The sequence below is a fragment of the Microcoleus sp. BROC3 genome (assembly GCF_036702515.1).
Taxonomy (GTDB): domain Bacteria; phylum Cyanobacteriota; class Cyanobacteriia; order Cyanobacteriales; family Microcoleaceae; genus Microcoleus.
In genome coordinates, this window is record NZ_JAUBTQ010000017.1 from 63,569 (window position 1) to 89,078 (window position 25,510).

The 25,510-nt window shown below is 47.8% G+C and carries 22 protein-coding genes; 13 read left to right on the top strand and 9 right to left on the bottom strand.

Annotated elements, in window-relative coordinates:
- Positions 1-212 precede the first annotated feature (212 nt).
- Positions 213-2,213: a nitrate ABC transporter ATP-binding protein gene (locus tag QUB30_RS13170; protein WP_333333845.1), complete on the top strand. Its 2,001-nt coding sequence runs from the start codon at positions 213-215 to the stop codon at positions 2,211-2,213.
- 186 nt (positions 2,214-2,399) lie between these two features.
- Positions 2,400-3,245, top strand: coding sequence for a nitrate ABC transporter ATP-binding protein (locus tag QUB30_RS13175; RefSeq protein ID WP_333333945.1), 846 nt, complete (start codon positions 2,400-2,402; stop codon positions 3,243-3,245).
- A gap of 826 nt (positions 3,246-4,071) precedes the next feature.
- Here the strand turns inward: QUB30_RS13175 and QUB30_RS33850 are convergent.
- Together QUB30_RS33850 and QUB30_RS13185 are read right to left on the bottom strand one after the other, a co-directional pair.
- Positions 4,072-4,296 (bottom strand): hypothetical protein, encoded by a 225-nt coding sequence (locus tag QUB30_RS33850; protein WP_445300494.1) that lies wholly within the window; start codon positions 4,294-4,296, stop codon positions 4,072-4,074.
- Positions 4,283-4,576, bottom strand: a complete 294-nt coding sequence (locus QUB30_RS13185) for a hypothetical protein (protein ID WP_333333847.1) — start codon at positions 4,574-4,576, stop codon at positions 4,283-4,285. The genes QUB30_RS33850 and QUB30_RS13185 overlap by 14 nt, the downstream gene beginning before the upstream one ends.
- Positions 4,577-5,399: 823 nt before the next feature.
- Here QUB30_RS13185 and QUB30_RS13190 point away from each other — a divergent pair.
- The 4 genes from QUB30_RS13190 to QUB30_RS13205 all read left to right on the top strand — a co-directional run bounded on the left by QUB30_RS13190 (position 5,400) and on the right by QUB30_RS13205 (position 8,097).
- Positions 5,400-6,281 (top strand): ChaN family lipoprotein, encoded by an 882-nt coding sequence (locus QUB30_RS13190; RefSeq protein WP_333333849.1) that lies wholly within the window; start codon positions 5,400-5,402, stop codon positions 6,279-6,281.
- A 38-nt stretch (positions 6,282-6,319) separates the two neighbouring features.
- Entirely contained in the window at positions 6,320-6,901 is a 582-nt protein-coding gene (locus QUB30_RS13195) for an NAD(P)H-dependent oxidoreductase (RefSeq protein WP_333333851.1), read from the top strand.
- Between the two features lie 152 nt (positions 6,902-7,053).
- Positions 7,054-7,524: an excisionase family DNA-binding protein gene (locus QUB30_RS13200; RefSeq protein WP_333333853.1), complete on the top strand. Its 471-nt coding sequence runs from the start codon at positions 7,054-7,056 to the stop codon at positions 7,522-7,524.
- A gap of 3 nt (positions 7,525-7,527) precedes the next feature.
- Complete coding sequence (locus tag QUB30_RS13205; protein ID WP_333333855.1) at positions 7,528-8,097, top strand: PIN domain-containing protein; 570 nt, start codon at positions 7,528-7,530, stop codon at positions 8,095-8,097.
- A 429-nt stretch (positions 8,098-8,526) separates the two neighbouring features.
- On the opposite strand, the gene QUB30_RS13210 is transcribed toward QUB30_RS13205, so the two are convergent.
- Complete coding sequence (locus QUB30_RS13210; RefSeq protein WP_333333857.1) at positions 8,527-9,360, bottom strand: inositol monophosphatase family protein; 834 nt, start codon at positions 9,358-9,360, stop codon at positions 8,527-8,529.
- 75 nt (positions 9,361-9,435) lie between these two features.
- Positions 9,436-10,869 (bottom strand): BCD family MFS transporter, encoded by a 1,434-nt coding sequence (locus QUB30_RS13215; RefSeq protein ID WP_333333859.1) that lies wholly within the window; start codon positions 10,867-10,869, stop codon positions 9,436-9,438.
- Positions 10,870-11,019: 150 nt separating this feature from the next.
- Between QUB30_RS13215 and QUB30_RS13220 the strand changes: the two genes are divergently transcribed.
- The 6 genes from QUB30_RS13220 to QUB30_RS13245 all read left to right on the top strand — a co-directional run bounded on the left by QUB30_RS13220 (position 11,020) and on the right by QUB30_RS13245 (position 17,180).
- Positions 11,020-11,964 (top strand): aldo/keto reductase, encoded by a 945-nt coding sequence (locus QUB30_RS13220; RefSeq protein WP_333333946.1) that lies wholly within the window; start codon positions 11,020-11,022, stop codon positions 11,962-11,964.
- A gap of 217 nt (positions 11,965-12,181) precedes the next feature.
- Positions 12,182-12,697 (top strand): isoprenylcysteine carboxylmethyltransferase family protein, encoded by a 516-nt coding sequence (locus tag QUB30_RS13225; protein WP_333333861.1) that lies wholly within the window; start codon positions 12,182-12,184, stop codon positions 12,695-12,697.
- Between the two features lie 48 nt (positions 12,698-12,745).
- The gene (locus QUB30_RS13230; RefSeq protein WP_333333863.1) at positions 12,746-14,182 is read left to right on the top strand and encodes a hypothetical protein; all 1,437 of its coding nucleotides are present in this window, start codon (positions 12,746-12,748) and stop codon (positions 14,180-14,182) included.
- A 410-nt stretch (positions 14,183-14,592) separates the two neighbouring features.
- Positions 14,593-16,179 carry a chloride channel protein gene (locus QUB30_RS13235; RefSeq protein ID WP_333333865.1) on the top strand — a complete coding sequence of 529 codons (1,587 nt, stop codon included), beginning with the start codon at positions 14,593-14,595 and terminating at the stop codon, positions 16,177-16,179.
- Positions 16,180-16,337: 158 nt separating this feature from the next.
- Entirely contained in the window at positions 16,338-16,817 is a 480-nt protein-coding gene (locus tag QUB30_RS13240) for a J domain-containing protein (RefSeq protein ID WP_333333867.1), read from the top strand.
- 90 nt (positions 16,818-16,907) lie between these two features.
- Complete coding sequence (locus tag QUB30_RS13245) at positions 16,908-17,180, top strand: DUF3143 domain-containing protein (protein ID WP_333333869.1); 273 nt, start codon at positions 16,908-16,910, stop codon at positions 17,178-17,180.
- Between the two features lie 314 nt (positions 17,181-17,494).
- Here the strand turns inward: QUB30_RS13245 and QUB30_RS13250 are convergent, their stop codons facing one another.
- The 3 genes from QUB30_RS13250 to lysA form a co-directional block, all read right to left on the bottom strand.
- Positions 17,495-18,241, bottom strand: a complete 747-nt coding sequence (locus tag QUB30_RS13250) for an isoprenyl transferase (protein ID WP_333333871.1) — start codon at positions 18,239-18,241, stop codon at positions 17,495-17,497.
- A complete protein-coding gene (gene cdaA / locus QUB30_RS13255) occupies positions 18,238-19,152 on the bottom strand; it encodes a diadenylate cyclase CdaA (protein WP_333333873.1) in 915 nt (304 codons plus the stop codon). The genes QUB30_RS13250 and cdaA overlap by 4 nt, the downstream gene beginning before the upstream one ends.
- A gap of 227 nt (positions 19,153-19,379) precedes the next feature.
- Positions 19,380-20,798, bottom strand: coding sequence for a diaminopimelate decarboxylase (gene lysA / locus QUB30_RS13260; protein ID WP_333333875.1), 1,419 nt, complete (start codon positions 20,796-20,798; stop codon positions 19,380-19,382).
- A gap of 158 nt (positions 20,799-20,956) precedes the next feature.
- Between lysA and rimI the strand changes: the two genes are divergently transcribed.
- Positions 20,957-21,661 carry a ribosomal protein S18-alanine N-acetyltransferase gene (rimI, locus tag QUB30_RS13265; RefSeq protein WP_333333877.1) on the top strand — a complete coding sequence of 235 codons (705 nt, stop codon included), beginning with the start codon at positions 20,957-20,959 and terminating at the stop codon, positions 21,659-21,661.
- Between the two features lie 70 nt (positions 21,662-21,731).
- On the opposite strand, the gene QUB30_RS13270 is transcribed toward rimI, so the two are convergent.
- Together QUB30_RS13270 and QUB30_RS13275 are read right to left on the bottom strand one after the other, a co-directional pair.
- Positions 21,732-23,210 carry a mechanosensitive ion channel family protein gene (locus tag QUB30_RS13270; RefSeq protein WP_333333879.1) on the bottom strand — a complete coding sequence of 493 codons (1,479 nt, stop codon included), beginning with the start codon at positions 23,208-23,210 and terminating at the stop codon, positions 21,732-21,734.
- Positions 23,203-25,350 carry an adenylate/guanylate cyclase domain-containing protein gene (locus QUB30_RS13275; RefSeq protein ID WP_333333881.1) on the bottom strand — a complete coding sequence of 716 codons (2,148 nt, stop codon included), beginning with the start codon at positions 25,348-25,350 and terminating at the stop codon, positions 23,203-23,205. Before QUB30_RS13275 ends, QUB30_RS13270 begins: the two co-directional genes overlap by 8 nt.
- Positions 25,351-25,510: the final 160 nt, after the last annotated feature.

Below are 25,510 nucleotides of genomic sequence, written 5' to 3' on the forward strand. Positions count from 1 at the left end.
GGCTGTACCCAAGGCGTGACAACAAGCGCGTAAAACCGACCGTCTCTCTTGTTTGTATCCAAGTCTCGATCCCCCCTAACCCCCCTTAATAAGGGGGGGACAAGAGTGTAGTCAAAGTCCCCCTTATTAAGGGGGATTTAGGGGGATCTAGATTTGAATAAAAGCGACATTATCTATCGAAATAACAAACCTACAAAAAAGGCAAGAAAATCATGTCTGTTTTGATTGCAGTAGAACAAGTCGAAAAAGTTTTTAATTTATCAGACGGTGGCACATACATAGCCCTCAAAGGCATCGATCTGGAAATTAAAAAAGGCGAATTTATCTCATTAATTGGACACTCCGGCTGCGGCAAATCAACGCTGCTCAATATGGTGGCAGGTTTGGATTTGCCGACATCCGGATTGGTGACAATTGACGGGCAAAGAATCACCCAGCCAGGCCCCGATCGCATGGTAGTATTCCAAAACTATTCCCTGCTACCTTGGCGGACGGTTAGAGAAAACATTACTCTAGCCGTAGACTCGGTAATGAGCGGCTTACCCAAAGCGGAACGCCTCGAAATCATTCAAAAACACATCGATATGGTGGGCTTGACGCCCCACGCCGAGAAGCAACCGGCACTGCTGTCGGGCGGACAAAAACAGCGCGTGGCGATCGCCCGTGCTCTGGCCCTGCGCCCCAAACTGTTACTCTTAGACGAACCCTTCGGCGCTTTGGATGCTTTGACTCGCGGCAACTTGCAAGAAAAGTTGATGGAAATTTGCCAAGAGTACGAAATCAGCGCCCTGATGGTGACTCACGATGTGGATGAGGCAGTATTGCTGAGCGATCGCATCGTCATGCTCACCAACGGCCCAGAATCGAAGATTGGCGGCATTCTCGAAGTAGACATCCCCCGCCCCCGCCAGCGCATGGAAGTCGTCTCACACCCCAGCTACTACGCTCTGCGTAGCGAAATGATTTACTTCCTCAACCAGCAGAAGCGCGTCAAAAAACTGCGGGCGCGGAAAGTACCCGCGATCGCCCGCCACGGCCTGGAAAAAGTCAACCTCGAACTCGGCTTTATTCCGCTGGCAGCCTGCGCTCCCCTCGCTGTCGCCAAAGAAAAAGGCTTTTTTGCCAAGCACGGCCTCGATGAAGTCCACCTCGTGCGGGAAACAAGCTGGCGCGGCATCGTAGACGGCATCGCCGCAGGTTACTTAGACGCAGCTCAAATGCCCTCTGGGATGGCGGTGTGGTTGAGCTTGGGGGGCCACCAAGAGAAGCCGATTCCGACGGTTACAGCCCTCACCATGAGCCGCAACGGCAACGGAATTACCCTCGCGAGGCGCTTTTACGACCAAGGGATCTACACTCTGGCAGACTTTAAAAAAATGCTCCAGAGAACGCCCGCGCAAACGCACCGTATGGGCATCGTTCACCCTTCTTCGATGCACAACCTGCTGCTGCGTTACTGGCTGGCTTCCGGCGGCATTGACCCGGATCGCGATGTGGTGCTGAAAAATATCCCACCGGCTCAGATGATCGTTGACTTGCAGGGCGGCACTATTGACGGTTTCTGCGTCGGCGAACCTTGGAACTTGCGGGCATCGATGGAAGGAGTCGGCTTTACGGTGGCGACAGATTTGGAACTGTGGCCCGGACACCCCGCGAAAATTCTCGGAGTTCGGGAAGACTGGGCCAATGCTTATCCCAACACTCACATTGCTCTAGTCAAAGCTTTGCTGGAAGCTTGCAACTATTGCGCCGATCCAAATCACGCCGCGGAGGTTTCGGAAATTGTCGCGGGAAGGGAGTACGTCGCCACCGACAAGAATTACATCCAACTAGGCGACCCGAAATCTGTTGCTTGCAACCTCGATACTCCGATGCGGGAATACGCCCACCACTTGTTTTCTGGAGAGGGGGTGAATCGCCCGAGCCGCACCGAACAACTCTGGCACATGGTGCAGATGGCGCGCTGGGGCGATACTGTGTTCCCGCGCAACTGGGTGGAAATTCTGGAACGGGTGGTGCGAGTCGGTGCGTTCAGCACGGCGGCGCGAGAGCTGGGGATGGCTGATATTAATTACACTCGCGGTTCTCTCAGCTTGTTTGACGGCTCGGTGTTTAATGCTGACGATCCGATCGGCTATCTCAACAATCTGGCGATTAAACGCGATTTCACGATGGCTGAAGTTATACTCGATTCCGGCCGCAGAGCTGCTTAGAGCGGTTTTTAGTTCGATAAAAACAGGGTAATTGCTAATTGTTAGTTGTTAGTTTTTAAGTGCTAATTGCTAGTGAGCAATTCCCTCTTCATGACCTCCGTTATATCCGTTACATCCGTTACATCCCGTACATTGCTCGTTGCCGAACTTCCTTCGCCAATCACCCACTTACAATTTCCCAAACCCATGATTAATACTTCTCTAAACCAGACGAATACCCAAACCAAAATCAAGTCTAAGAATGATCGCCGCCAGCCTTTTTTGGTGATGGACAATGTTTACAAAGAATATCCAAACGGTTACAGGGCTTTAGAAAACGTCAATCTGAATGTAGCTGAGGGAGAGTTTATTACTCTGATCGGACACTCGGGCTGCGGCAAATCAACACTGTTAAATATGGTGTCGGGTTTTAGCCATCCCAGCCAGGGCACCGTGTCGATTAACGGGCAGCGGATTACGAAGCCGGGCCCCGATCGCATGGTGGTGTTTCAGGGTTACGCTTTGCTGCCTTGGCGAACGGTGTTTGAAAATGTTTATTTGGCGGTTAATTCTGTATTTCCGAATAAGTCGAAGGTCGAAAAAAATGCGATCGTCAATGAGCATTTGGCGATGGTGGGATTGACAGAAGCTGCCCAGAAAAGACCGCCGCAAATTTCGGGGGGGATGAAGCAGCGGGTTTCGATCGCCCGCGCTTTGGCAATTCGCCCGAAAGTGCTGATTTTAGACGAACCTTTTGGTGCTCTGGACGCAATTACTAAGGAGGAATTGCAAGAAGAGTTGCTGAAAATCTGGAACGATCACCGCTGTACGGTGTTGATGATTACTCACGATATTGACGAAGCGCTGTTTTTGGCCGATCGACTGGTGATGATGACTAACGGGCCGTCGGCGACAATTGGCGAGGTTCTGGAGATTCCTTTTCCGCGTCCGCGCGATCGGGTTCAAATGATGGAAGATCCGGAATACTACAATTTGCGGAACTACGCCCTAGATTTCCTGTTCCGTCGCTTTGCACACGATCACGATGCCTAATCGGTTGGGAAATCAAAGTTAAACAGGAGAATTATGAGACTTCTCGAACAAGTTTAATTCTTGTGCGGAGTAGGGGTTGAGCATCCTGTCGGCCCAAGACGAGCTTTTTTGCAGAAGTCTCTTGAAAAGTTTAAGCCCCAGTGTTCCCCGATGTCAGGGGAACATCGCAGCAGGCGCAATTTTCCCGATCCGGTTGGGTAGGCTGAGGCTTTATGGTGGGCGAGAAGTTTTTTCGGAGGTTCGGATCTTTTTCCCAGCTTTTACGTCTACCAGCGAAGAGACCCGATTGCCTAGCTGTCGGTAAGCTGGCATGAACTGAGCCCACCTTCAATCGAGGGTGGGCTTCTTCTTCATGTTATTAACAGTTTTTGGGCGATCGGTGGTTGGTGCATTCCACCCTTTTAACTGGCACATAGTGGGACGTTGATTAGTGTTTGATGAATTAATGTTTTTGTCAAAATAGCGGTTTTCAGTTGAGTGAAGTACAGATACTCGGGTAGGGAAACGCCTGATCCTAAGTCCGGCGCGGGGTTCTGTGACTTTTAACAATTGGTATAAGACTGATGATTGTAGCCAGACTTTTTAAAATTAGTATTACTCAGGTTTGCACGGAAAACTCCTCTGAGTCAATGTCCCAATTTACCGAGCGAATTGCTTCTTTAGCCGTTAGCGAAGCCCTCGAAGAGGATCGCACTTTTGGCGGCCATCGCAACGCATGAATGAACCCGGTGCTCGGAGAGGTCATTTTTAACAAAAAAACTGTTACAGGGCGCTCGCCTGCCTCAAAATAGTCCTAAAAATCGATTTTTAACATGGTATATTCCTGTCAAATGTCTAATTCAGTGGCTGCTAGTTGTTGACAAATACGATCGACAAAAATGATTGTCGGTGCTGTTTTGCCGATCGCACAATCAGCCGATTTAATTGTTTCGGCAGCTTGCGAGCAATTTATTGAGCCTGTGGAAAGCGCGATCGCTATCCACTTTTCCCGATACACTATAATCAAAGCTGCTTGTTCTGGCGTCTGTTTTTTAACTTTAGTCTGCGACATACCGCCAGCCTTGCGGCTCGTATTCGCGCTGAATTCGCACCATCCAATTACCTTCGGGAATTGCGATCGCATGGTGTTCTTCGTGACTCAATAAAGCTGTCGGAGAAAGCACCCGCAAGTACAGGGCGCCCTCTTTTTCGTAAAGTTCAGCTTGTCCCTCAATAATCTGGTGAGAATGTCCGGTGACTTCACCTTCGGCAAGAGTTAGGTGAGGTTTTTTTTCTCCTTCGATTTGCTGTACGGGGGTGAGAATTACGTCGCCTTGTCGGATGGGCTGCATAGGTTTTTTCTAAATATTGTTTGCTAGTGTCGGTCGATCGAGCTTTCCTACCGCGACCTCATACTACATTAGTAATACACAACCGTCAAGAGCGATCGACTGCACGATCTTCTCTAACTCTTTGCTGCACTCACAGGCGTTATGTTCGAGCGTGAAAGTGCGATCGTCGTCTGAAAACCGGAATGCTATAATAGACGCGAGTTTCGATAAAGTCGCCTATCAAGGGCGGGTTTATAGATATTTTTGATGTGAATTAAAAGTTGTTGGTGAAACCCGCTCCTTATAGGGGTGGGTTTGCTCGTTACCAGGCTCTGCCCGGTAACGGATATATAGAGGCTCTGCCTCTACAGAAAAAAACATCACAAACCGAAAATCTCTTTTAACAACAACAGCACCCAGCCATATGTACCGAGTGATTTCCTCTTTTTTCAACTTCGATGCGGAGTTGCAATAGATACTTAGATTCACTTGCATTGCTCCCCTCTAATTAGTTGAGGAAGTATCAGCTTTGTTGGTGGGTGCTGTTATTGGTTTTTAATGAGACAGATGGGAGATTAAACAGCGTTTTACTCCTTAGATTTTATTGTGAACTTCGCTGTGGGATTTGGATGTGGTATCTGTCAGAGAAGCTTTTTGTTCGCTTCATATTATTAATTTAGCACCTTCTTTTAGAAGCACAAGTACCTGCAACTAAACTTTACATTTTTAGAAGTAGGGGCGGATAATTATGAAGTTAAATCAAGCATCGAGCTTTCTAGCTGCTCAGCCAAAATAGTAGAGTTCGGCTGTGCTTGCTGTTGCGACAAACAGGCATAATGTGTGTATGAAAACAACCAAACTCATCAAATTGTGCGCCTTATCGATCGGCATCTTCCTGCTGTGCAGCAGTGCAGCGGCTGCTTCAACGACGGCGAACCCTCAACCTGCGCAGACTTACACTAACCAAGAGATTCTGCAACAGTTGGTGAAGGCAAAAGTCGTGTATCTGGGAGAAACCCACGATAGCGCGGAAGACCACCAAGCTCAACTAAAGATTGTCCGAGAAATGCAGCGGCAAAATCGGAAAATTGCGATCGCGATGGAAATGTTTCAGCGTCCCTTTCAAAGCGCGATCGACAACTACTTAGCAGGTAAACTGACTGAACAGCAATTAATAGAGCAAACAGAGTACGATCGCAGATGGCGCTTTCCCTGGGAATCTTACGCCCCCATTTTGCGGTTTGCCAAAGAAAATCAACTACCCGTCCTCGCCTTAAATACACCATCCGAAGTAACGAGAAAAGTTGCGTCTCAAGGTTTAGAAAGCCTCACAGCAGAGGAAAAAAAGCACATTCCCCCAATATCCGAAATTCGCACCGACAACGCCGAATATAGGCAACTGCTGCTAGAAGTTTACCAGCAACACCAAAAGGCAGCACAGGGAAATAGTACGGCTTTTGAAAGATTCTTGCAAGCCCAAGTTTTGTGGGACGAAACTATGGCGGAAAAAATAGCTGAATTTGTCAAAGCAAACCCCGACTATCAAGTTGTGGTGTTGGCGGGGAAAGGACACATTATTTACGGTTACGGCATTCCCAGTCGCGTCGAGAGGCGTTTGGGAGTCGGGAATGTAAAAGTGCGATCGGTTTTACTCAATTCCAGTGACAATCCTGTTTTGTCGGCAGATAGACCCATTGCTGACTTTGTTTGGAATCACTCGGAATAGTACAATTATACGCGGAAGCAATAACCAGGAAAAAATCAATGACAAACAGACCAAAAATACTTGCATTTGCCGGGAGTACCCGCGAAGCATCCTATAACAAACTGCTGGTAAAAGTGGCGGCGGCTGGTGCTACTGCGGCGGGTGCAGAAGTTACTTATGTAGATTTGCGCGATTTGCCGATGCCGCTATTTGACGAAGATTTAGAAGCAAAAGAGGGAATGCCAGAAAATGCCCGCCACTTGAAGGAATTGATGGTAGCGCATGACGGGTTTTTGATAGCTTCCCCTGAGTATAACAGTTCAATTACGCCTGTGTTGAAAAATGCGATCGATTGGGTATCGCGCCCAGCACCCGGTGAACCGGGATTGGTGGCATTTACTGGCAAAGTAGCGGTAATTATGAGTGCTTCCCCAGGGGGAATGGGCGGTTTGCGGGGATTAGTGCATTTGCGATCGATCCTGGGGAATATTAACGTATTGGTACTCCCCGATCAGAAAGCAATTCCCCAAGCTTTTGAAGCATTTAATGCTGACGGTACGATGAAAGATCCCAAACAGCAGGACGCTGTTGAGAATCTCGGTGCTAAGTTGTCTAATGTGCTGTCGAAATTAATCGCCTGAAGCAATAAATTCATTTTGCAGTAGGGACACAGCAATGTTGTGTCCCTAATCCTAGTATCTGTTATTTCGCTGGTTGCATCAAGTGCGATCGCCTCGCAAAAAAATTGCTACGATCGTAGTTGATTGCCTGTTATACTCAACCCCAAATTAACATGACATTCACCGGAGATCCCGACTCAGCACCTGCTTTGCCGACAGCAGCAGAAGCAGCGGTTGCCAAAACCAGTAGCCGCGCTTTAGAATCGCACTTGCAAAATCATCCGTCTGGCGAATCCCTCAAATTGATATTAAACGAAAAAGAGGGAGAAACAATTGACATACCGGCCGCAGCGTTACCCCTGCTGTTAGGAATTTTGCAACAAACAAGCAGCGGCAATACTGTCAAGCTGATTCCAATTACTGAGGAACTCGATATCTGGCAGGTTGAGGCCTTACTCAATGTCTCCCGCGAGTATGTGTGGAAGTTGCTAGATTCTGGCGAAATTCCATACAAAATGGTAAGTACCTGTCGCCGGATACGTTATGAAGATGTAATGAAATATAAAAAGCAGGATTATGAAAAAAGAAGTAAAATACTTGACGAACTTGTCGCCGAATCAGAAGCACTCGGTTTGTACGACTAACTCATGGAAATTGTAAAAGTTGTCTGCGATGCTAATGTTTTGTATTCAGCCGCACTCCGCGATTTTCTGATGGAATTAGCAGTTGGTGATGTGTTTGAGCCGAGGTGGACAGAAGAGATTCACGGCGAGTGGATGAGAAACGTGCTTCAAAACAATCCAAATCTCACATTAGAACAGCTTGCCAGAACCAAAAATCTGATGAATGCAAGCATTAAAAATTGTGTGGTGACTGGCTACGAGCCAATTATACCAGAGTTGGAACTTCCAGATCCGGGCGAGCGGCACGTTCTAGCAGCAGCAATTCATTCTCGCGCGGATTTTATCGTTACTTTCAATCTCAGGGATTTTCCTGCTGAGAATCTTCAACAATATAACATTCAACCGCTGCACCCAGATCGGTTAATCCTGCGCTTTCTCAACTTGAATTTTGAAGGTGTATGCAAAGCAGCCGAGAAACAAAGAATCAGGCTCAAAAATCCGCCAAAAACGCCTGACGAGTATTTACAAACGCTGGTAGAATTGGGACTGCCTCTGTCAGCAAATCGGATGGGAGAATTGTGCTATCGAGATTAGTGCGATCGCCAACCGCATAATTTTCTGACTTTCTTCCCAGGTTTATTCTTGTATTTTCCCACAGGCTAACTCTTCGACATAGCCAATATACCACTCATCTTCTTTTCCAACACCGCAGTAAATCTATTTACCCTTGTGCCTCTACTTGAAAACGGGTATAATTTTATTTCCGAGAGATAATAGGTAGGGAAAACTTACCACAAATTGTAGCAGCACCGCATCACCCGATCGACGTAAAACAAAACCACCCGATCGCAGATTGGCAGAAATAGACAAGAGTAGACATACTTAAACCATCGGTCATCGGTCGGTATATTTCTTCTAAACAGCACGGCAGGCGTGGGAGACTCCTCCGTCACGCCTGCCCTGCAGTTTTATTTGATTGATAATTGCGCGATTTCCTATGGGATAGCTTCGCCCGCGCGTAAATCAGCCCATTTTTTTCTTCTTCCAAGCCTCCACAAACGGCAAAAATACCGACACCAACTCCTGCCGATTCATCACCAAAGTTGGATAAGAAATCCTCCCGTAATTCTTCCCCACTTCCAGCGGAAAAATAGCCTGAGATTCCAGCGGCAGCCAAACCGCACCAGCAGCCTTCACAATTACCCAACTCCCCGCAATATCCCAAATTTTCGGAGTCGCTTCCACCCCTCCCATAGCCGCACCCGAAGCCACAGTCAAAAAATTGTAACTAGCCATACCCAACATCCGAATTTTACTCGGAAGATGAGGCCCGATTCCCACACTCCGGGAACACAAATTAAAAATATGATTTCCGCTCATTTTATCAGCAGTCGGACAAATCGGCCGATTGTTCAAAAACGCACCTTGAGGCATATTTGTCAATACATTGTCCCCCACCAAATCCCCTGCATAAAAACCGTGAAAAAATTGATTCACGGGCGGCAAATGCACGCAGCCAAAAACCGGAGTTCCGCGATACAATAAACCTAAAGAAATCCCCCAAATCGGAATTCCCCGAGCAAAATTAGTCGTAGCATCCAGAGGATCGACAACCCAACACCATTCCGTATCTGGGAAAACGTGTTCTCCTTCCTCGCTCAAAATTCCGTGACTGGGAAAAGTAGATGCGATCGCACTTCTAATCTCCGCATCCGCCCAATTATCAGACTGCGTAACCAAACTCCCATCATCCTTCTCATCTGCTTGTGCAGAACCGAAATCTTTCAAAAACTGCTGGCCGACTGTCTTGACAGTAGTCTGAGAAAAACTTAAAATAGAATCCCAAAAATCTTTCATTTGCAGTTTTTTTGTATTAAGGACAGAAGCCCTTGATTAACCCGAAAATGAGGACTAAAGCTCTCACTACAAACCTTAGTCTAATTCATTTTCAAGAATAGTGGCGATCGCACTTTTAGCATTATCCTGAAACTCCCCAACATCCACCCTACCCAACAGCCAAACAGCCAGAATCATACCCACCGCCGGCACAGCAAAAACCAACCCGTAAGCTAACATCGGCACCCCAAACAAACTTCTGCCCAAATCCAAAATAGCACCGCCACTAATCGTCGCCACACCCCGCGCCATCGCCTGCGACAAACCCCAAGCGCCAATAAAAGTCCCCGCCGTTTCTGCAGCCGTCAAATCCAACATCAAACTCAGCGCACCCGTCGTTGTAATTCCCGAAGCTAAACCAAACAACATTAAAGCCGACTTAAACACAATTGGATTTCCTGTAAATCCAGATAAAATAATTAAACCAAAACAAGCAGCCACCGACAAACAGCCCAACCTAATCGTATTTTGCTTGCCAATTCGCGGCACAATTAAAAAACCAGTTGCGCTCAAACCGATCAGAGTACCAGTACCATAAATAGCATTCAACTGCGTAGTTTGCGAAATCGACATCTTAAAAATTTCCCCGCCGTAAGGTTCCAAAACCGCATCCTGCATAAACAAGCAAATTGTCATAATTAGCAGGAAAGTAAAAAACAAACCGGTTTGGCGACTAGCAGTCAAAATCCGCAGCGCACTTCTCAGAGTAATTTTATCTTCTCGATTCACTGCGGACGATCGCACCCCGTACCGCGAATACTTTTTCTCAACCCCAAAAGTCGCAATACCCACCAACAGCAAAACAAGCGCCGGCACCTTCACAAACAAACCGTTAATCGAAGCCTGCAATACTTCCCGCGACACATCCCCATCAATTTGCTTCAGCAAACCGCTGCTAATAATCGCCCCGATAATAATACCAACCATCAGCATCGACCACACCACACCCACCAACTTCGATCGATCCTCCTCATCCGAAACATCCACCAACAAAGCAGCAAAAGGAGTCGAACTCGAACAAATAGCAATACCGTAAAGTGCAAAAATCAAACCCAACAAACCCACCCAACCGTAAGTAGGAGTAGTCCACCCCACAGCCTCCAAACTGCCGCCCAAGCGCCACATCACCTGCACCGCCAAAAAAGCAGAAATCACAAACAAAACGCTTCCTACCCACACATAACCCGTGCGGTGATGGCCAAACAAAGGCTTAGCATCAGACATTTGCCCGAACCACACCCTAGCCGGGGCGACAAACTGGTGCATAGCCAGCGTACCCGCCACCACAGTAGCCGGAATAGCCAACTCCTTAATCATCACGCGATTGAGCACCCCCAGGGTCAAAATCGACATCATGCCCAATCCCATCTGAAACAAACCCAACCGGAACATAGTCAGCAGGGTAACTCTCTTGATAGCAGGAGTCGCGGAATCTGTTAATCTTGAATCTGGTAAACGGTCGATCGACATAACTATTCACATAAACACAGCATTTGAATTTATAGTAACTGAGATATCGCAACCCGCCGCCTTTCCTCCCCCGGCTAGAAGCTCGATCGCGATTATTCGTATAAATTCATATAAAAATAAAGAGAATCAATAACTGTGGATTTACCAACCGTGACAACCATTACCCTAGGACAAAATGGCCCAGCCGTCCTTCCCCTGTGCGTCGGAACTTGGGCTTGGGGCGACAAACTATTTTGGAACTACGGCAGCAACTACGGCGCCGCCGAAGTCGAAGCAGCATTCAAAACATCCTTAGAAAGCGGAGTCAACTTCTTCGACACAGCCGAAGTCTACGGTAACGGCTTGTCAGAAGAATTGCTGGGGCAGTTTCTCAAAAAAACCACCCAACCCGTGCAAATAGCCACCAAATTCGGCCCCCTACCTTGGCGGATTACAGGAAAATCGGTTTCCGACGCTTTGAGTGCCAGCTTAAAACGCTTGCAAGTAGAACAAATAACTCTCTACCAAGTGCACTGGCCTTTCACTTTTTTACTCAGTCAAGAAACCCTGATGAACGCCTTAGCCGATGAAGTAAAACAAGGCAGAATTCAAGCAGTAGGAGTCAGCAACTATTCAGCAGAACAGATGCGCCAAGCCCACAAAATACTAGCAGCAAGAGGCGTTCCCCTAGCAACAAATCAAGTCCGTTACTCCTTGCTGTCGCGGCAAGTAGAAAAACAAGGAATTGTGAGTGCAGCGCGCGAATTGGGCGTCACAATTTTAGCTTACAGCCCCTTAGCCCAAGGATTGCTCACCGACAAATACACAGCCCAAGAACCACCTACAGGAGCCCGCAAAATGGACTCCCGCTTCAGCAAAAGCGGCCTCGAAAAAATTGAATTAGTCATGTCTACCCTGCGAAAAATGGGCAGAAAGCGCGATCGCACGCCCGCCCAAGTTGCCCTAAACTGGTTGATATGCCAAAACGGAGTCATCCCCATTCCCGGCGCCAAAACCGCCAAACAAGCCCAAGAAAATGCAGGCGCGTTAGGCTGGAATTTGAGCCAAGATGAAGTCAATCAATTAGAATTAATGACACGTCCTTGGCGAGAATAAATTTGTTAATTGTTGACTGTTGACTGTTCGCCGTAGGTTGGGTTTTACTTCACTCTATCCAACCTACAGTTCACTTTCTTCTCCCCTCTTCCCTCTCCCTCATTCCTTCTTCCCTCTCCCCTCTTCCCTCCTTCCTTCTTCCTGACATCCGTTACATCCGTTACATCCGTTACATCCGTTACAGAATCCGTTGCCGAACTTCCTTCTTCCTCTTACTATGAAAATTTTAACATACTGGGGTTTCACGCGCGAAGGCTGGCGCAATAACAGCCGCGGCGAATATTTAGTCCTGCTTCAAGGAGGATTGCTCACAGGATTTGTAATCTTACCAGTTTATCAACTGCCAGGATTAAAAATTCAATCAACTCAATTACTTGCTCTTACCTGGATTGTAGCAAGTATTCTCGCCTTAAGCGCTTTGGTTTTAATCATCAAAGCATTGATAGACTTAGGAAAAAACCTCACACCTTTACCGTATCCCATAGAAAACGGAGAATTAGTCCAAACAGGGATTTACCGAATAGTGCGGCATCCATTATACAGCGGCTTAATTTTAGCCGCTCTCGGCTGGACACTTTTTCAAATGAGCATATCCCACTTAATAGCCAGCGCCATATTAATAATATTTTTCGACATCAAAGCCAGCCGCGAAGAAGCCTGGTTAACCGCCAAATATCCAGACTATTCAGAATACAGCCAGCGAGTCAAAAAACTAATTCCCGGAATCTATTAACAGAGCCCCTCTGCATCTGCGTTAATCTGCTTCAATCTGCGGTTAAAAATGAATTATAACAAAAACCTACAACTTAAACTGCTAGCATTAACACTATTTTTATGCTTGTCACAGCAATTAACAGCGTGCAGCTTTGTCACAAAACCCTTTCAACTTCCCGCCTCAGCCAAACAAGAACCCTGGCCAATTCAAACAGGCCTCCGAGCAGCCATTGTCCGCGACAACATACCAACAGTCAACCGCGTTGTTTTAGTACCCGACGAAGCCACATTCTTAGCAGCAATCCAAAAATGGAATCTCAAAGGAAACTGGCCTATTCTCATCGAAGACAAAAAATATACGCCCGTGTTTGTGCAGCGCTTTCAACCCGAAGAAATAGTCCGTTTGCCAAGCATCAAACAGCAACTGCCAAAAAATCAAAAACTCCAGCAATTAATGCTGAACGCTGCTGCAGGAGCCTGGAATGCCACGGATACTCAAACCTTAAAAGCAAAATGGACGCAACTCGGCTGGGAACCCCCAGGAGTAGTAATCACATCAGAAAATGACCCCGCACGCTCAGCAGCAGTTGCCTTAGCAGCCGCTCACGGCCAACCTTTAGTATTTCTAGAAGGCAACTTTGGAAAACCCAACGACACCCTTAATAACACACAGTGGAAAACTCTGCAAACAGCAGTTACAAAAGCCGTCGAATCAACCGGATATTTTTACTCTCAGCTCGGAGACCCGATCGACACAATAACGATTGTACGCCAACTAGCAGTCAAATATCAATCTCCTGAAAAACCCGACGAACAATTAGCTGTTACCGACGGTTTGGGACGACACCCCAACGGCGAACGCTGGGCGGCTGTCGGCTGGATTTACGGTTCCGAGGTACGATCGATCTATCAAGCCATGTGTGCAATATTTCTAGACAGCCAAACAGCCATGCTTTATGACAGTTACCCCAAGGAAGGAAATTGGGGAAAATATGAAATGGAGGAAGCAGCTAGCGGACTAAAAACCATAGGTTTGAATGTTGAATTAGTGCAGAAACCAGAATCGAGCCTGGAAAAGTGGCGGAGTTTAGCCTCAAAACCGTGGACATTTGACTTAATATTAATGAATTCCAAAGGCTATCCAAAATCATTCCAAGTCGGCAACGGCGACGCTTCAGTTGAAGACCTACCAAAACTTCAATTTCCCGCAGCAATCCACATGATCCACAGTTGGTCAGCAGCAGCGCCAGATGACAAAAACACCGTTGCCGGGAGGTGGCTAGAAAATGGTGCTTACGCATATATTGGCAGCGTCAACGAACCTTTTTTATCGGCATTTATCCCACCTAAATTAATGGTCGATCGCCTGAAGCGAGGAGCACCCTTTTTAATCGCAGCACGCCAGCTAGAATCCCCGCCCTGGAAAGTCGCCACCATCGGCGATCCGCTAATGCCGATCGCCAAACCCAGACCAAGAATCCCGCCCAGTCAACAACCGATGTGATAGTATGCGCGAGTAAGGGATTTAAAATTGGAGATTTGAGATTTGTGGTTTGAGATTTGTGATTGTAAGGTAAAACCTCAAATCGCCAATTCTTTAATTTGAAAGTTGTTTTGCAGTGAGTTATATGATATGACCCGTTCACTGATGCGATCGGCCTAACCACCCCCACGGTAAATATAGTTAGTTAGCATTATCGCCAGAGTATATCTAAGTTTGAATGTAACTGAGCATACAATCACGCCAAATCCGCCGCTCCTCAGAATCAGTCATTCCACCCCAGCAGCCAGCCCCAAAAATTTACCCTAAATTACGCCTTAATTAAGTTGTCAATTCCCCTAAAATCACTCAAAATGAAAATAAGAAATAAATTGTAATATTATATAACTTCTCACCGAAGAATTAACCGCTAAATGAGAGCCATCCCTCCTGTGGATCTGCCGCCACCCGGGCCAACCTCCGCAACTCCCCAAGCCTCCCGACTAAGCCCGCTATTCAACCGCCTGCACCCGAGCCCAGAAACCCTCCTGCTCATCCTCTCCCTAGTCATCGGGGGAGTTACGGGTGCAGGCGTCGTCACCTTTCACTACCTAATCCACTTCATCCACAGCTTGATGCTGGAAGACTTCATGGGGGCGATCGCGTCGAAAGGCTCTTGGACGCTAGCCTGCATTCCCACCCTCGGCGGAGTCATCATCGGGCTGATGCGGTGGCGATTTCGCGACTTTGGCCCGAATATGTCTTCCTTAATTGCAGCCACCCGCGGCCTGCAAGAACTCTCCCCCCTCAAACCCATCACCAAAATGGTGGCAGCCTCAGTTTCCCTCGGCACCGGCGCCTCCCTCGGCCCGGAAGCCCCCAGCGTCGAAATCGGCGCCAACTTCGGAATGCTGCTGGCTCAAGTTTTACAGCTATCCCCAGAACGGCAGCGCTTGCTCCTCGGCGCGGGAGCAGCAGCAGGTTTATCTGCCGGGTTTAACTCTCCCATCGCCGGAGTGTTCTTTGCCTTAGAAGTCGTGCTCGGCAGCACCTTCGCTACTTCGTCAGTCAGCGTAGTCTTGCTCTCCGCCGTAGTTTCCGCGCTGATCGCTCAAATCTGCTTGGGAGCTCAGCCTGCCTTTTCTTTGCCAGTCTACGATGTCCGCAGCCCCCTAGAATTGCCTCTGTACATGGGATTGGGACTTTTAGCGAGCGGAGTGTCTCTAGCCTACACAGAAGCAATTCAATTGGCCGATCGCTGTTTTCAAGGCAAAATCCGAGGATTTGCTTGGCTCGGACGACTGCCCCGGCCGCTTCAGCCCATCATCGGCGGGGCCTGCGTCGGCTTAGTCGCCCTGCAATTTCCTCAAATTTTGGGTGTCGGCTACGAAACAGTCCAAGCAATGCTCCAAGATGTTAAATTTTCCTTGCCTTTGCTGCTGCTGCTACTGTTTGTCAAACTGGCGATGACAGCAATCAGCCTCGGCAGTGGTTTAGTGGGCGGTATATTCGCTCCGGCGATGTTTTTAGGAGCTTCCCTGGGTTCGGCTTACGGCCTGTTTTTGGAAATGCTGCCGGCTATGAGCGATCGAGTCGCCGGCCCTCCCGCCTACGCAATGGTGGGAATGGCGGCCGTGCTCGCCGGCAGCGCCAGAGCACCGCTGACAGCCATCCTATTGATGTTTGAATTGACTAGAGATTACCGGATTGTTTTGCCTTTGATGGCAGCAGTCGGATTGAGCGTTTGGCTGGTGGAGTGTGTCAACCGCCGATCGACAGCCCACAGCCTCAACCTTCAGCAAATGGGCGTAGACGTGGCTCTCAATACACCGATCAAAGCCAGAGAACAGTTGCAGGATTGGGAAGACGCTCTGGGCGATCGCATCGTCACAGAGTTGATTTCTTGCCAACTTCCGAGCGAGGGCGAACACAGTATCGATCGACCAGAATCCACCGACGCCCCAGCGCTAGCCCTAGTTAATTCACATTACTCCGAAAAAGTCAACCCCAATAAAGAATAAAAAACTCGGTGACAGCAGAAACAGGCAAAGAACGGGAGAATTTATAATTCTTCTCTCTTCCCTCTGCGTCAAGAGCGCCCTCTGCGGTTAATTCCTCTTCCTTCAAATTTCAGCTAAAATAACCAAATATTATTAACAATAGGCAGAGAGGGGCTTCGGTGGCAGGAAACGAGGCAACTGCAAAAAACAAAAGTCAAAAAATACCTGGAAAAACCCCCTTGGGTTCCACTCATTACAGCTTGTTAGGGCTGCATCCTTCAGCCTCAGCGCTCGAAATTCGGCGATCGTACCGGGAACTTAGCAAACTCTACCATCCCGATACCACCGAGCTGCCGCCCGCAGTCGCCACCGCCAAATTTCAGCAGCTCAACAACGCCTACGCCACCCTCAGCAACCCAGAACGTCGCCTCGCCTACGACCTCAAAATAGGCTATTCTCGCCTGAACGTGATCGGGCTGCCCCCAGGCTTCGATAGTCCGGTTTCGGGCTCCGGCAAAAAAACTTCCAACTCCGCTTACCTAGATCCCACGGATCGACCTCTTTCTCCAGGAGAAATGTTCGCCCTGTCGCTCATGGGAGCTAGCTTAATCGGATGTTTGGTACTGGCGATCGCGATCGGCTTAATTCGCGGCAATTAACCCCTCAAATCCCCAATCCCCAATCTAAAATCGGAAATCCTCAATCCGAAATCCCCAATCTAAAATCCCCAATCTAAAATCTAAAATCCCATGACTCTTCCTTCCGCTGACACTCCTTTGTACAACCATCCACTCCCCGAAATCGAGCAGTGGCTCAAAAGCCGCGGCTGCCAGCAAGACCGGCGAGAACTCCACTGCTGGCAGATCGAGCAACTTACATGGAAAGCAGAACTCTCCCTCGATATCGACCAACTCACTGTCCGCTACATCGAGGCCGGAGCCGACGGCCAAGACATTCAGCGAGCATTCAAATACTCCCTCTCACGTCAGGACATTGAAGCTGCTGTTTTCTCTGGGCCCTAATTAGATTTTAGATTTTAGATTTTAGATTTTAGATTTGTCCTCCAATCTCAAATCTAAAATTGTTATGTTGAGCGGGAGAATTGAGTGAAATTGGTATTAGATTTTAGATGGAATCCAGGTAAGAAGCATCAACCGTGCAAGCATTTACATGGGATTGCGAGTGGGACGCTTGCTGTATTTTGCTCTGCGGGACGCTCGCAGGTCGTAAAAACGTTTTTTACTTTCATGGAGATGCTCCCTCAGAATCCACACCTACTTGGAAACTAAAAAATCAACCAAAAAATCTAAAATCCAAAATCCAAAATCCAAAATCGTTACACTTTGCCAAATCGGCGGCTGCGCTTCTGATAATCAGACAAAGCGCGGTGAAACTCCGATCGATCAAAATCCGGCCACAGCGTCTCAGTAATGTAAATTTCCGAATAAGCCATTTGCCATAGCAGAAAATTGCTCAACCGCATTTCCCCGCTCGTCCGGATCAGCAAATCCGGGTCACAAATATCAGCAGTATACAAATAGCGTTTAAATAAAACCTCATCAATCTCCTCCGGCTGCAACTTGCCCTCTTGCACCTGAGTGGCGATCGCCCGACAAGCTTGTACAATCTCCTGACGCCCCCCGTAATTCGTCGCCACCGTAAACAGAATCCCCTGATTGTGCTGAGTGGCCGTCACAGAACGCTCGATTTCCGCCTGCAAAGACTTCGGCAAAGCCTGCAAATTCCCCATAAATTGAATTTGCACGTCCTCGTCCACCATCTCCCGCAATTCTTGCCGCAGCTTACCCTCAAACAAACTCATTAAAAAATCCACCTCCCCGGCCGGCCGCCCCCAATTCTCCGTCGAAAAAGCATAGGCCGTTAAAGCTGGAATTCCCCAATCTTTGCAGCAGCGCAGCAGTTCCTTCAGAGTGCTAGCTCCTCGGCGGTGCCCCGCAATCCGCGGCAATCCCTTATTCTTAGCCCAGCGCCCGTTCCCGTCCATAATCACTGCTATGTGCTTAGGCAGTAGTTCTTGTTGCAGATCCTCCGGCAACTTTTCCAAGCAAATTCCTTGACTCATGGTTTCTCCCGATTACCCGATCGGCGCATTATCCGCTTTAACAGTGTCACTCCCTTCAATCCTATCTGGCGTCCGAGATTGCCGATCGGAATTGGAGCCACGGCTCTTTCTCCTTCCGACGGAAACAGCTTTGCTTCCAGCAATTCCTTAAGTTTGCTGCTAGTCAAAGGTCGATTTAAAGTTCCCATCTGCGCCAGAGAAATAGAACCCGTTTCCTCGGACACCACCACGCACACGCAAGCTTGCACCCGTTCCGTAATCCCCATCGCCGCCCGGTGGCGGGTTCCCAACTGCCGCGACGCGCTGCGATCGGACAAAGGCAAAATTACCCCCGCCGACACGATCCGCGAACCTCGAATCAAAACAGCTCCGTCGTGCAGCAAAGTTTGCGGCTGAAAGATAGTCTGCAACAATTCTTTAGAAACTTCAGCATTTAGCTTTAATCCCGGCACAGAAAAATCCCGATCGTCGATCGGAGAATCTGTTTCTACAATTAGTAAAGCGCCGGTGCGGTTTTGCGAAAGTTCTTTTACTGCGTCCACAATTTCATCTATTACGCTGTCGGGTTCGGGATTTGGTCGGCGATCTCGTCCAAATAATTGCCGAATTTCCCCCCGACCCAATTGTTCCAGAAATCGGCGAAACTCCGACTGCAATATTACCGCCATTGCCACAGCCGAACCCGTCACCAAGCTGTTGAGGGCAACGTGCAACAGCCTCAATCCAGCCCAGTTGCTCACCGCCGCCGCCAGCATCAAAATGATAAATCCCCGTACCATCCACAGCGTTCTGCGCTCCCCAACAATGACGAGCACCAAATACGCAAGGGCAAAAACCAGTCCAATATCGATCCCTTGAATCAATAAGGACTGAACGAGGCCAAAGTCATAGCCAGATTGTTGATTGTTCATGGTTCATCGAACGCTAGCGCCTGTGAACCGCGAACCGTGATGCACTCGAACCCGTGAACCATGAACAGTTGTTATAAGGAATATGCTGAAAATCCCCGCGTTTTTAGACCGGGGAGTGTCAATCCAATCGCGTCACTGAACAAGGCAAAAGTTAAAAGTCAAAGAGCAATCACTGAGTAAACATCGATGGTCTTTCTTTTAACTTTTAACTTTTAACTTCTCAGTTTTTACTTTTGAACTCCGAGTCGTTCAGGAAGGCGGTCAAGCCTCAGCAAATCCTGGTAAGTTTCCCGCTGTATAATCGTGTTAACTTCCCCGTCTCTAACTAAAACCGCCGCCGGTCGGGGTACTCGGTTGTAGTTAGAAGCCATGCTGTAATTGTATGCCCCTGTAGCCGTAACCGCGAGGACATCTCCGGCCTGACACTCGGGCAATTTGGCATCTTTAATCAGAACATCGCCTGACTCGCAGTGTTTCCCAGCAATTGTCACTGTTTCCGTTAATGCAGCAGACATTTTACCGGCTGCGAGGACTCGATAAACTGATTGATAGGTAATAGGACGCGGATTGTCGGACATCCCTCCATCTACAGCTAAATACGTCCGCATTCCCGGAATGACTTTTTGAGAGCCAACGGTATAAGCAGTGACGCAGGCTGTACCGACGAGCGATCGACCCGGTTCGCAAAGCAATTTCGGTAATGGCAATTGCTGCCGCTCGCAAGCTGCTACCACTGCGGAGCAAATTGTACGAGCCCAATCTTCAATGCTGGGAGGATCGTCCGCTTCAGTATAGCGAATGCCCAACCCCCCGCCAATATTAATTTCTGTTGCTGGCAAACCATAACTTTGTGCTTTAGTCAAGGCCTGAATTATGACTTCAGCTAAATCGTCATGGGGTTGCAGTTCAAAAATCTGAGATCCGATGTGAGCGTGCACTCCCACGCAAAATAACGACGGCTGTTGGCTGATGAATTTAAATACTCGATCGAGCGAGTTGGGATCGAAGCCAAATTTACTGTCGATTTGACCTGTCTGAATGTACTCGTGGGTGTGACACTCAATTCCAGGAGTAAACCGCACCATAATTCGTGTCGGCCCACCTGTGAGGCTGCTGACACCCAATTCTCCCAATTCTGCTAGAGTCTCTAAATCCCGCCAATTGTCGGCTACGGTAATGCAGCCGTTTTCGACAGCTAGCTGCAGTTCCTCGCGGGACTTGTTGTTACCGTGGAAGTAGATTTTGTCGGGGCTCACGCCGGCTTGCAGTGCAGTGTGGATTTCCCCGGCGGATACGACATCTATGCCTAAACCTTCCGAAGCTGCGATCGCGCAAACTGCCAAACAACTCCAAGCTTTAGAAGCATAGAGCACTTGAGATGTGCCGGGATAGTAACGCTTAAAAGCATCCCGGTACTGCGTGCAAGCCGCCCGCAGCGTTTCTTCGTCTAAAATGTACAGCGGCGAGCCAAATTGCTCCACCAAAGCTGTCACCTCGCAGCCTCCGATTTCCAACCGATCGCTGCTGTTAACACTGGCTGTCAGCGGTAACAGTTCTTGATTTGGCGATCGATTTTGCAGGGCTTTTTGAGACTCAGACAGATACTTAAGTCCCGATTCGACCCCAAAAGATTGAGTTGATACCATCGCGCAATAACTATCCTAGGTTATTAGTCAGCAGTCATTAATCAGCAGTCAGCAGTCGGCAGTCATTAATCAGCAGTCATTGGTCGTTGGCAGTAGACTAATGTCTGGAGACTTGTGAGTCATGACTCAAAACTAGCAACAAACAGCTAATCGCTACTGTGTTTTCCAGTGTACAATTTACAGCCGTGCGTTTTCTACAAATTAAACATCTCACCGCCGAAGACCTCAACAGTGCAGTTGAACTCGATCGGCTCTGTTTTGGCGGACTGTGGACGATCGAAGGTTATGGGCGCGAGTTAGGCAGTCCTAACAGCGATTTACTGGGTTTGTGGGCTTCTGAAACCGGGGTCGGCGAATCAGAAAGATTCGACAGCGAACTCAAGTCGATCGAGCCGAACAGCATTCTCAACTCAAAATCGCTCAGTATTGAGAGATCCTCGCCAGCAACTCCCAACTCAAAACTTACCCCAACCCTGATCGGTTTGGGTTGCCTGTGGGCAATTTTAGAAGAAGCTCACATTACAATTTTGGCAATTCATCCTCGCTTTCAAGGTCAGGGTTTAGGACAAGCCCTGCTTTGGGATTTACTAACAAAGGCTCACTATAGACAATTAGAACGGGCAACTTTAGAAGTGCGGGAATCTAATTTAGCCGCAGTTTCTCTTTACCAAAAATTTGGGTTTAAAGAGGCAGGACGGCGGAAACGGTACTACGAAGACACCGGAGAAGATGCTCTGGTAATGTGGCGCAGCGGCATAGAGAAACCAGAATTTCAGCAATATTTAGCGGTTGAGAAAGTGCAAATTTGCGATCGGCTGCGTCAGAAAAACTGGCATTTGGCGATCGATAGTTTTGAGTTTTGAATGTAATTTATTGCGCGTTTAATTTCTATTAACAAATAATTTTACTCCATATCAATTTAGTTCAAAATCCTCAGAGGGAATCAACCTCAGCATGGGAAGAAACATCTACCTGCCCGGCCATACTTACCGCTTTGCTTCGCGCCTCTATAATTTGACCGATCTCACGCCCCAAGCTTGGTTGACGTTCAATCATCGTATTTACAGCATCTGAGTAGATGACAAGAACCTGCAAATCGTCAACGGCGACGATTGATACTGGACTCGGTTCCCCACTAAACAGTGCCATCTCGCCAAAAAACTCACCGCGCAAAATAGTCATTACCTCCAACTCCATGCCCAACTTGTTCGTGAGTGTGACCTTAGCCTGACCCGCAATGATAATGTACAAAGCATTACCAGGCTCGCCCTGCCGGATGACTTTCTCTCCCGCACCAAATTTCTGCAAAATAGTTCCCTTAGTTAAGTCATCCAAATTTTTGGGTTCTCTAGCTAAAGGCATAAATCCGGGAATTGAGTGCAAGCTTTGGGCTAACTTACTTGAAGCGCTATCTGCCTTGTCTCCAGGTTCTACAGCATATTCATATCGGTAGCGATATAGCGTCAGGTTGTTTCGCTGCGCTGCGTACCAAACTCGCGTCATAAATCGATCGAGTATCTGCTCCATATCCTCAAAGTTTTCGATAAAAAACTCCACCTCATAGATAATTGCAGTCTCATCATAGGATGTGGTTTTGCTCTCTGGTTCGGGTTCGGCTAATATTCCCTGTGTAGCCAAAGCTGTACTTAGTAGTACCTGCTTCACGAGGTTAGGGGGGCTATCGTAGGAAAAGCCAATATTGATACGTTGGTTGTAAATGCGTTCTGGTTGGCTGTAATTATGAATTATTTCTTTTCCAATGAACTGATGAGGAACGACAACCACCTGGCGCTGGAGAGTTAGCAGGCGAACCGAGCGCCAATTGATATCAATTACCTGCCCTTCGATATCTCCAATACGCAACCAATCACCCACACTGAAGGGGCGTTCTAGAAGCAGCGCAATGCCCGACATGATACTGCCTAGTGTGTCCTGAAGCGCCAAACCGATCACGATCGAGCTTACGCCCAATCCGGTAGCAAGACCCGCCAAATCCGCACCCCACACCACTGCTAAAACGATCGCGCTTCCCACAAGCACCAAAAACAACCTAGAAAGGTCGATCAGCAGTTTGGGCATCCGTGCCCGCCATGTATTTGCCTCAGCTTCTTCAAACAAAATCACATTAAACAGCGAGAGAGAAGCGTAGATAACAGATATCCAAAACAGCGTTGCGACGAGCTTTGCAAAATTCCCGTCAACGTCAAGCCTCACGACATTCCGGATTAAAACCATCAGCATTAAGACGGGCAGGACGAGGTTTTTTACAACCCGCAGCGTAGCCGCCAGCGGTCTACCGCGCCTTTGTAGATGATAAATAACCTCTCCTAGTAAAACGACCAGGAGTGGGAACCCTAATCCGACAATTACCGCCCAGGCTTGCCAGTCGTTTGCAATGCTTAAATTACTCATAGACATCTTCCTCTCGAACACTTACGGTCAGCTTAGAACTTTTGACTTGCCAAGCCACTAGCTGTTCTTTTCCTGGTTCTTGAATTTCACCAAAGGGCTCAAAATCGTAGAGATCGTGCAGGCGATCGCAGATGTCTTGAGACACGAAGATTGCTCCTGGCGGACAAGCCGACTTCAACCTATTGGCAATATTTACACTATCGCCCCAAACGTCGTAGAGCAATTTATTTTTGCCAATCACGCCTGCAACCACATCTCCTGAGTTGATGCCGATCCGCAGGTCTAGATGTAAGTCTTTTTCATAACTAAATCGGCGGACAAACGACAGCATTTCCAAAGCAAAATCTAGCGTGCGTTTGTCATGATCCAGACGCGGCATACCAAGCCCGCATACAGCCATGTAACCGTCACCAATAGTTTTAATCTTCTCTAGACCGTATTTATCTGTCATTTCATCAAAGCCTGTTACCAGTTCATTCAGCAAGCGAACAACCTCTTGAGGGGACATTGATTGAGAAAGCTGGGTGAATCGATGGAGGTCGGAAAACAAGACCGAGACATTAGAAATCTGCTCGGCAATTTCTCGCTCGCCCTGTTTGAGGCGTTTGGCAATTGCGGGACTAAATATATTTAAGACTAATGCTTCATTTTCGCGATTTTTCTGTTCGATGAGTTGAGTTTCGGCGCGAAGGCTGCCTATGGTTTGGTTAAATGACTTAGCCAACTCTCCAAATTCATCTTGCGAACCCGATTTCACAACTGCGTCAAAATCCCCAGCCCCCACCTTGCGGGCGCTAGCGATTAACGTCTTGATGGGTTTGACAAAAATTGAGGTCAGCCAGATGGCAACAAGCGTGATTAGCGCGATGATTATAGTAGCTCCAATCACAACTTTTTTTTCAAACGAGTGAATTGAGGCATAGGCTTCAGAAACATCGATCTCCGCCACGATCACCCACCTCAATCCATCAATCTCTAGAGGAGCATAAGAACTCAAAACAGGAATGTTACGATAATCGTCGATCACCTGCGTACCCTGTTTTCCAAACAACGCTTCCTTCACTGCTTTTGTTTGCACTTCTTGTAGGAGGATTGTAGTATTAAATTCTTTGATTTTCTTGATGGTCTTTTCATCAGTACCGATCGAGCGTAGAGTTTTTGCATGACCTTCTGGGTCTTCTATTTGGAAACGAGACGCAGAGCGCATTAGATAATCCGACCCCACCAGATAAGTTTCTCCTGAATCGCCGAGACCACTTTGTTTCCAATTTTTGTTACCAGTCATCACGTTGTTAATTTTGTCAACGGGAAGCTGGAACGCCAAAATACCAATGAATTGGGAGCCGTTAAAGATTGGGGCAGCGATAAAAGCCGCAGGCGCACTCCCAGAAGGGGTGTAGGGCTTAAAATCTACTATTTTTACATAGCCCGTTCCATTTGCTTGTCGTGCCGCGGCGATCGCGGATGCTAGGTTACTCTCGTTGTAGGGGCCGTTGGTGAAGTTTGTGGTAAAGTCAGCTTCTTTAAAAACCGTGTAGACAACTGTTCCTTCGGGATCGATCAAAAACATATCGTAGTAACCGTATTTTTCAACTATATTGCGAAAAATAGGGTGGTAGCGGGCGTGAGCGCGGCTGTAAGCGCTGGCGTCGCCTGGATTGTCAAGGAGAAGTTTTTTGCCAGCGGGGTTGGGGTTAGCAGCGATGTAGTGGTACTGCAAGTAACGGGCAGCGGCGGTTTTTGGCGTGTAGGATGCCAGAACGGGGGAACCCTCGTTAGTTTGCGTTAGTTTGGTTAAAAATTGTGTGCGGTAGTAGGTATCAATTTTTGCGTCAAAATCCGCTGGTATTGTTGATTGTTCAAGTTGGCGGTAGGCACTCTTGAACTCCTGCATGGCACCGACGACTGTCAGGTCTTCGCTTAAGGTTTGGCTATGGTGGTAAAGGCTTTGAAAATAATCCTGGATTTGATAAGTTTTGGCTGCCCGAAGACTGGTTAATTGGTTGAAGACTTTTTCGGTCAGAGTAGCTTTCCCACTGCTAGAGCATATATAGGTGCTGGCGAGCATAGCGCAAAGGCTAACTACCAGCAACATAACTATGAGTTTTGTCTTTATACTTAATTGATTCAATAATTGCATAGGATGTTTTTTGATATTATTTGCCTTCTTTCTGGACTTTAGACTAGACATCTCCATAAATTCCACTTTAACCCCTATGCTACAAATATTTTAGAGAAATTGTTGGAAAAGTCTCTTGTCTAATATAGAGACGCAAAAATTCGCGTCTCTACATTCTTTT

Coding starts and splice junctions, on each gene's coding strand:
- QUB30_RS13170 (WP_333333845.1), top strand. CDS start 213: ATGTCTGTTTTGATTGCAGTAGAACAAGTCGAAAAAGTTTTTAATTTA.
- QUB30_RS13210 (WP_333333857.1), bottom strand. CDS start 9,360: ATGAAAGATTTTTGGGATTCTATTTTAAGTTTTTCTCAGACTACTGTC.
- QUB30_RS13175 (WP_333333945.1), top strand. CDS start 2,400: ATGATTAATACTTCTCTAAACCAGACGAATACCCAAACCAAAATCAAG.
- QUB30_RS13235 (WP_333333865.1), top strand. CDS start 14,593: ATGAGAGCCATCCCTCCTGTGGATCTGCCGCCACCCGGGCCAACCTCC.
- QUB30_RS13230 (WP_333333863.1), top strand. CDS start 12,746: ATGAATTATAACAAAAACCTACAACTTAAACTGCTAGCATTAACACTA.
- QUB30_RS13190 (WP_333333849.1), top strand. CDS start 5,400: ATGAAAACAACCAAACTCATCAAATTGTGCGCCTTATCGATCGGCATC.
- QUB30_RS13275 (WP_333333881.1), bottom strand. CDS start 25,350: ATGCAATTATTGAATCAATTAAGTATAAAGACAAAACTCATAGTTATG.
- QUB30_RS13245 (WP_333333869.1), top strand. CDS start 16,908: ATGACTCTTCCTTCCGCTGACACTCCTTTGTACAACCATCCACTCCCC.
- QUB30_RS13225 (WP_333333861.1), top strand. CDS start 12,182: ATGAAAATTTTAACATACTGGGGTTTCACGCGCGAAGGCTGGCGCAAT.
- QUB30_RS13205 (WP_333333855.1), top strand. CDS start 7,528: ATGGAAATTGTAAAAGTTGTCTGCGATGCTAATGTTTTGTATTCAGCC.
- QUB30_RS13185 (WP_333333847.1), bottom strand. CDS start 4,576: ATGCAGCCCATCCGACAAGGCGACGTAATTCTCACCCCCGTACAGCAA.
- QUB30_RS13200 (WP_333333853.1), top strand. CDS start 7,054: ATGACATTCACCGGAGATCCCGACTCAGCACCTGCTTTGCCGACAGCA.
- QUB30_RS13250 (WP_333333871.1), bottom strand. CDS start 18,241: ATGAGTCAAGGAATTTGCTTGGAAAAGTTGCCGGAGGATCTGCAACAA.
- QUB30_RS13215 (WP_333333859.1), bottom strand. CDS start 10,869: ATGTCGATCGACCGTTTACCAGATTCAAGATTAACAGATTCCGCGACT.
- QUB30_RS13270 (WP_333333879.1), bottom strand. CDS start 23,210: ATGAGTAATTTAAGCATTGCAAACGACTGGCAAGCCTGGGCGGTAATT.
- QUB30_RS13195 (WP_333333851.1), top strand. CDS start 6,320: ATGACAAACAGACCAAAAATACTTGCATTTGCCGGGAGTACCCGCGAA.
- lysA (WP_333333875.1), bottom strand. CDS start 20,798: ATGGTATCAACTCAATCTTTTGGGGTCGAATCGGGACTTAAGTATCTG.
- cdaA (WP_333333873.1), bottom strand. CDS start 19,152: ATGAACAATCAACAATCTGGCTATGACTTTGGCCTCGTTCAGTCCTTA.
- QUB30_RS33850 (WP_445300494.1), bottom strand. CDS start 4,296: ATGTCGCAGACTAAAGTTAAAAAACAGACGCCAGAACAAGCAGCTTTG.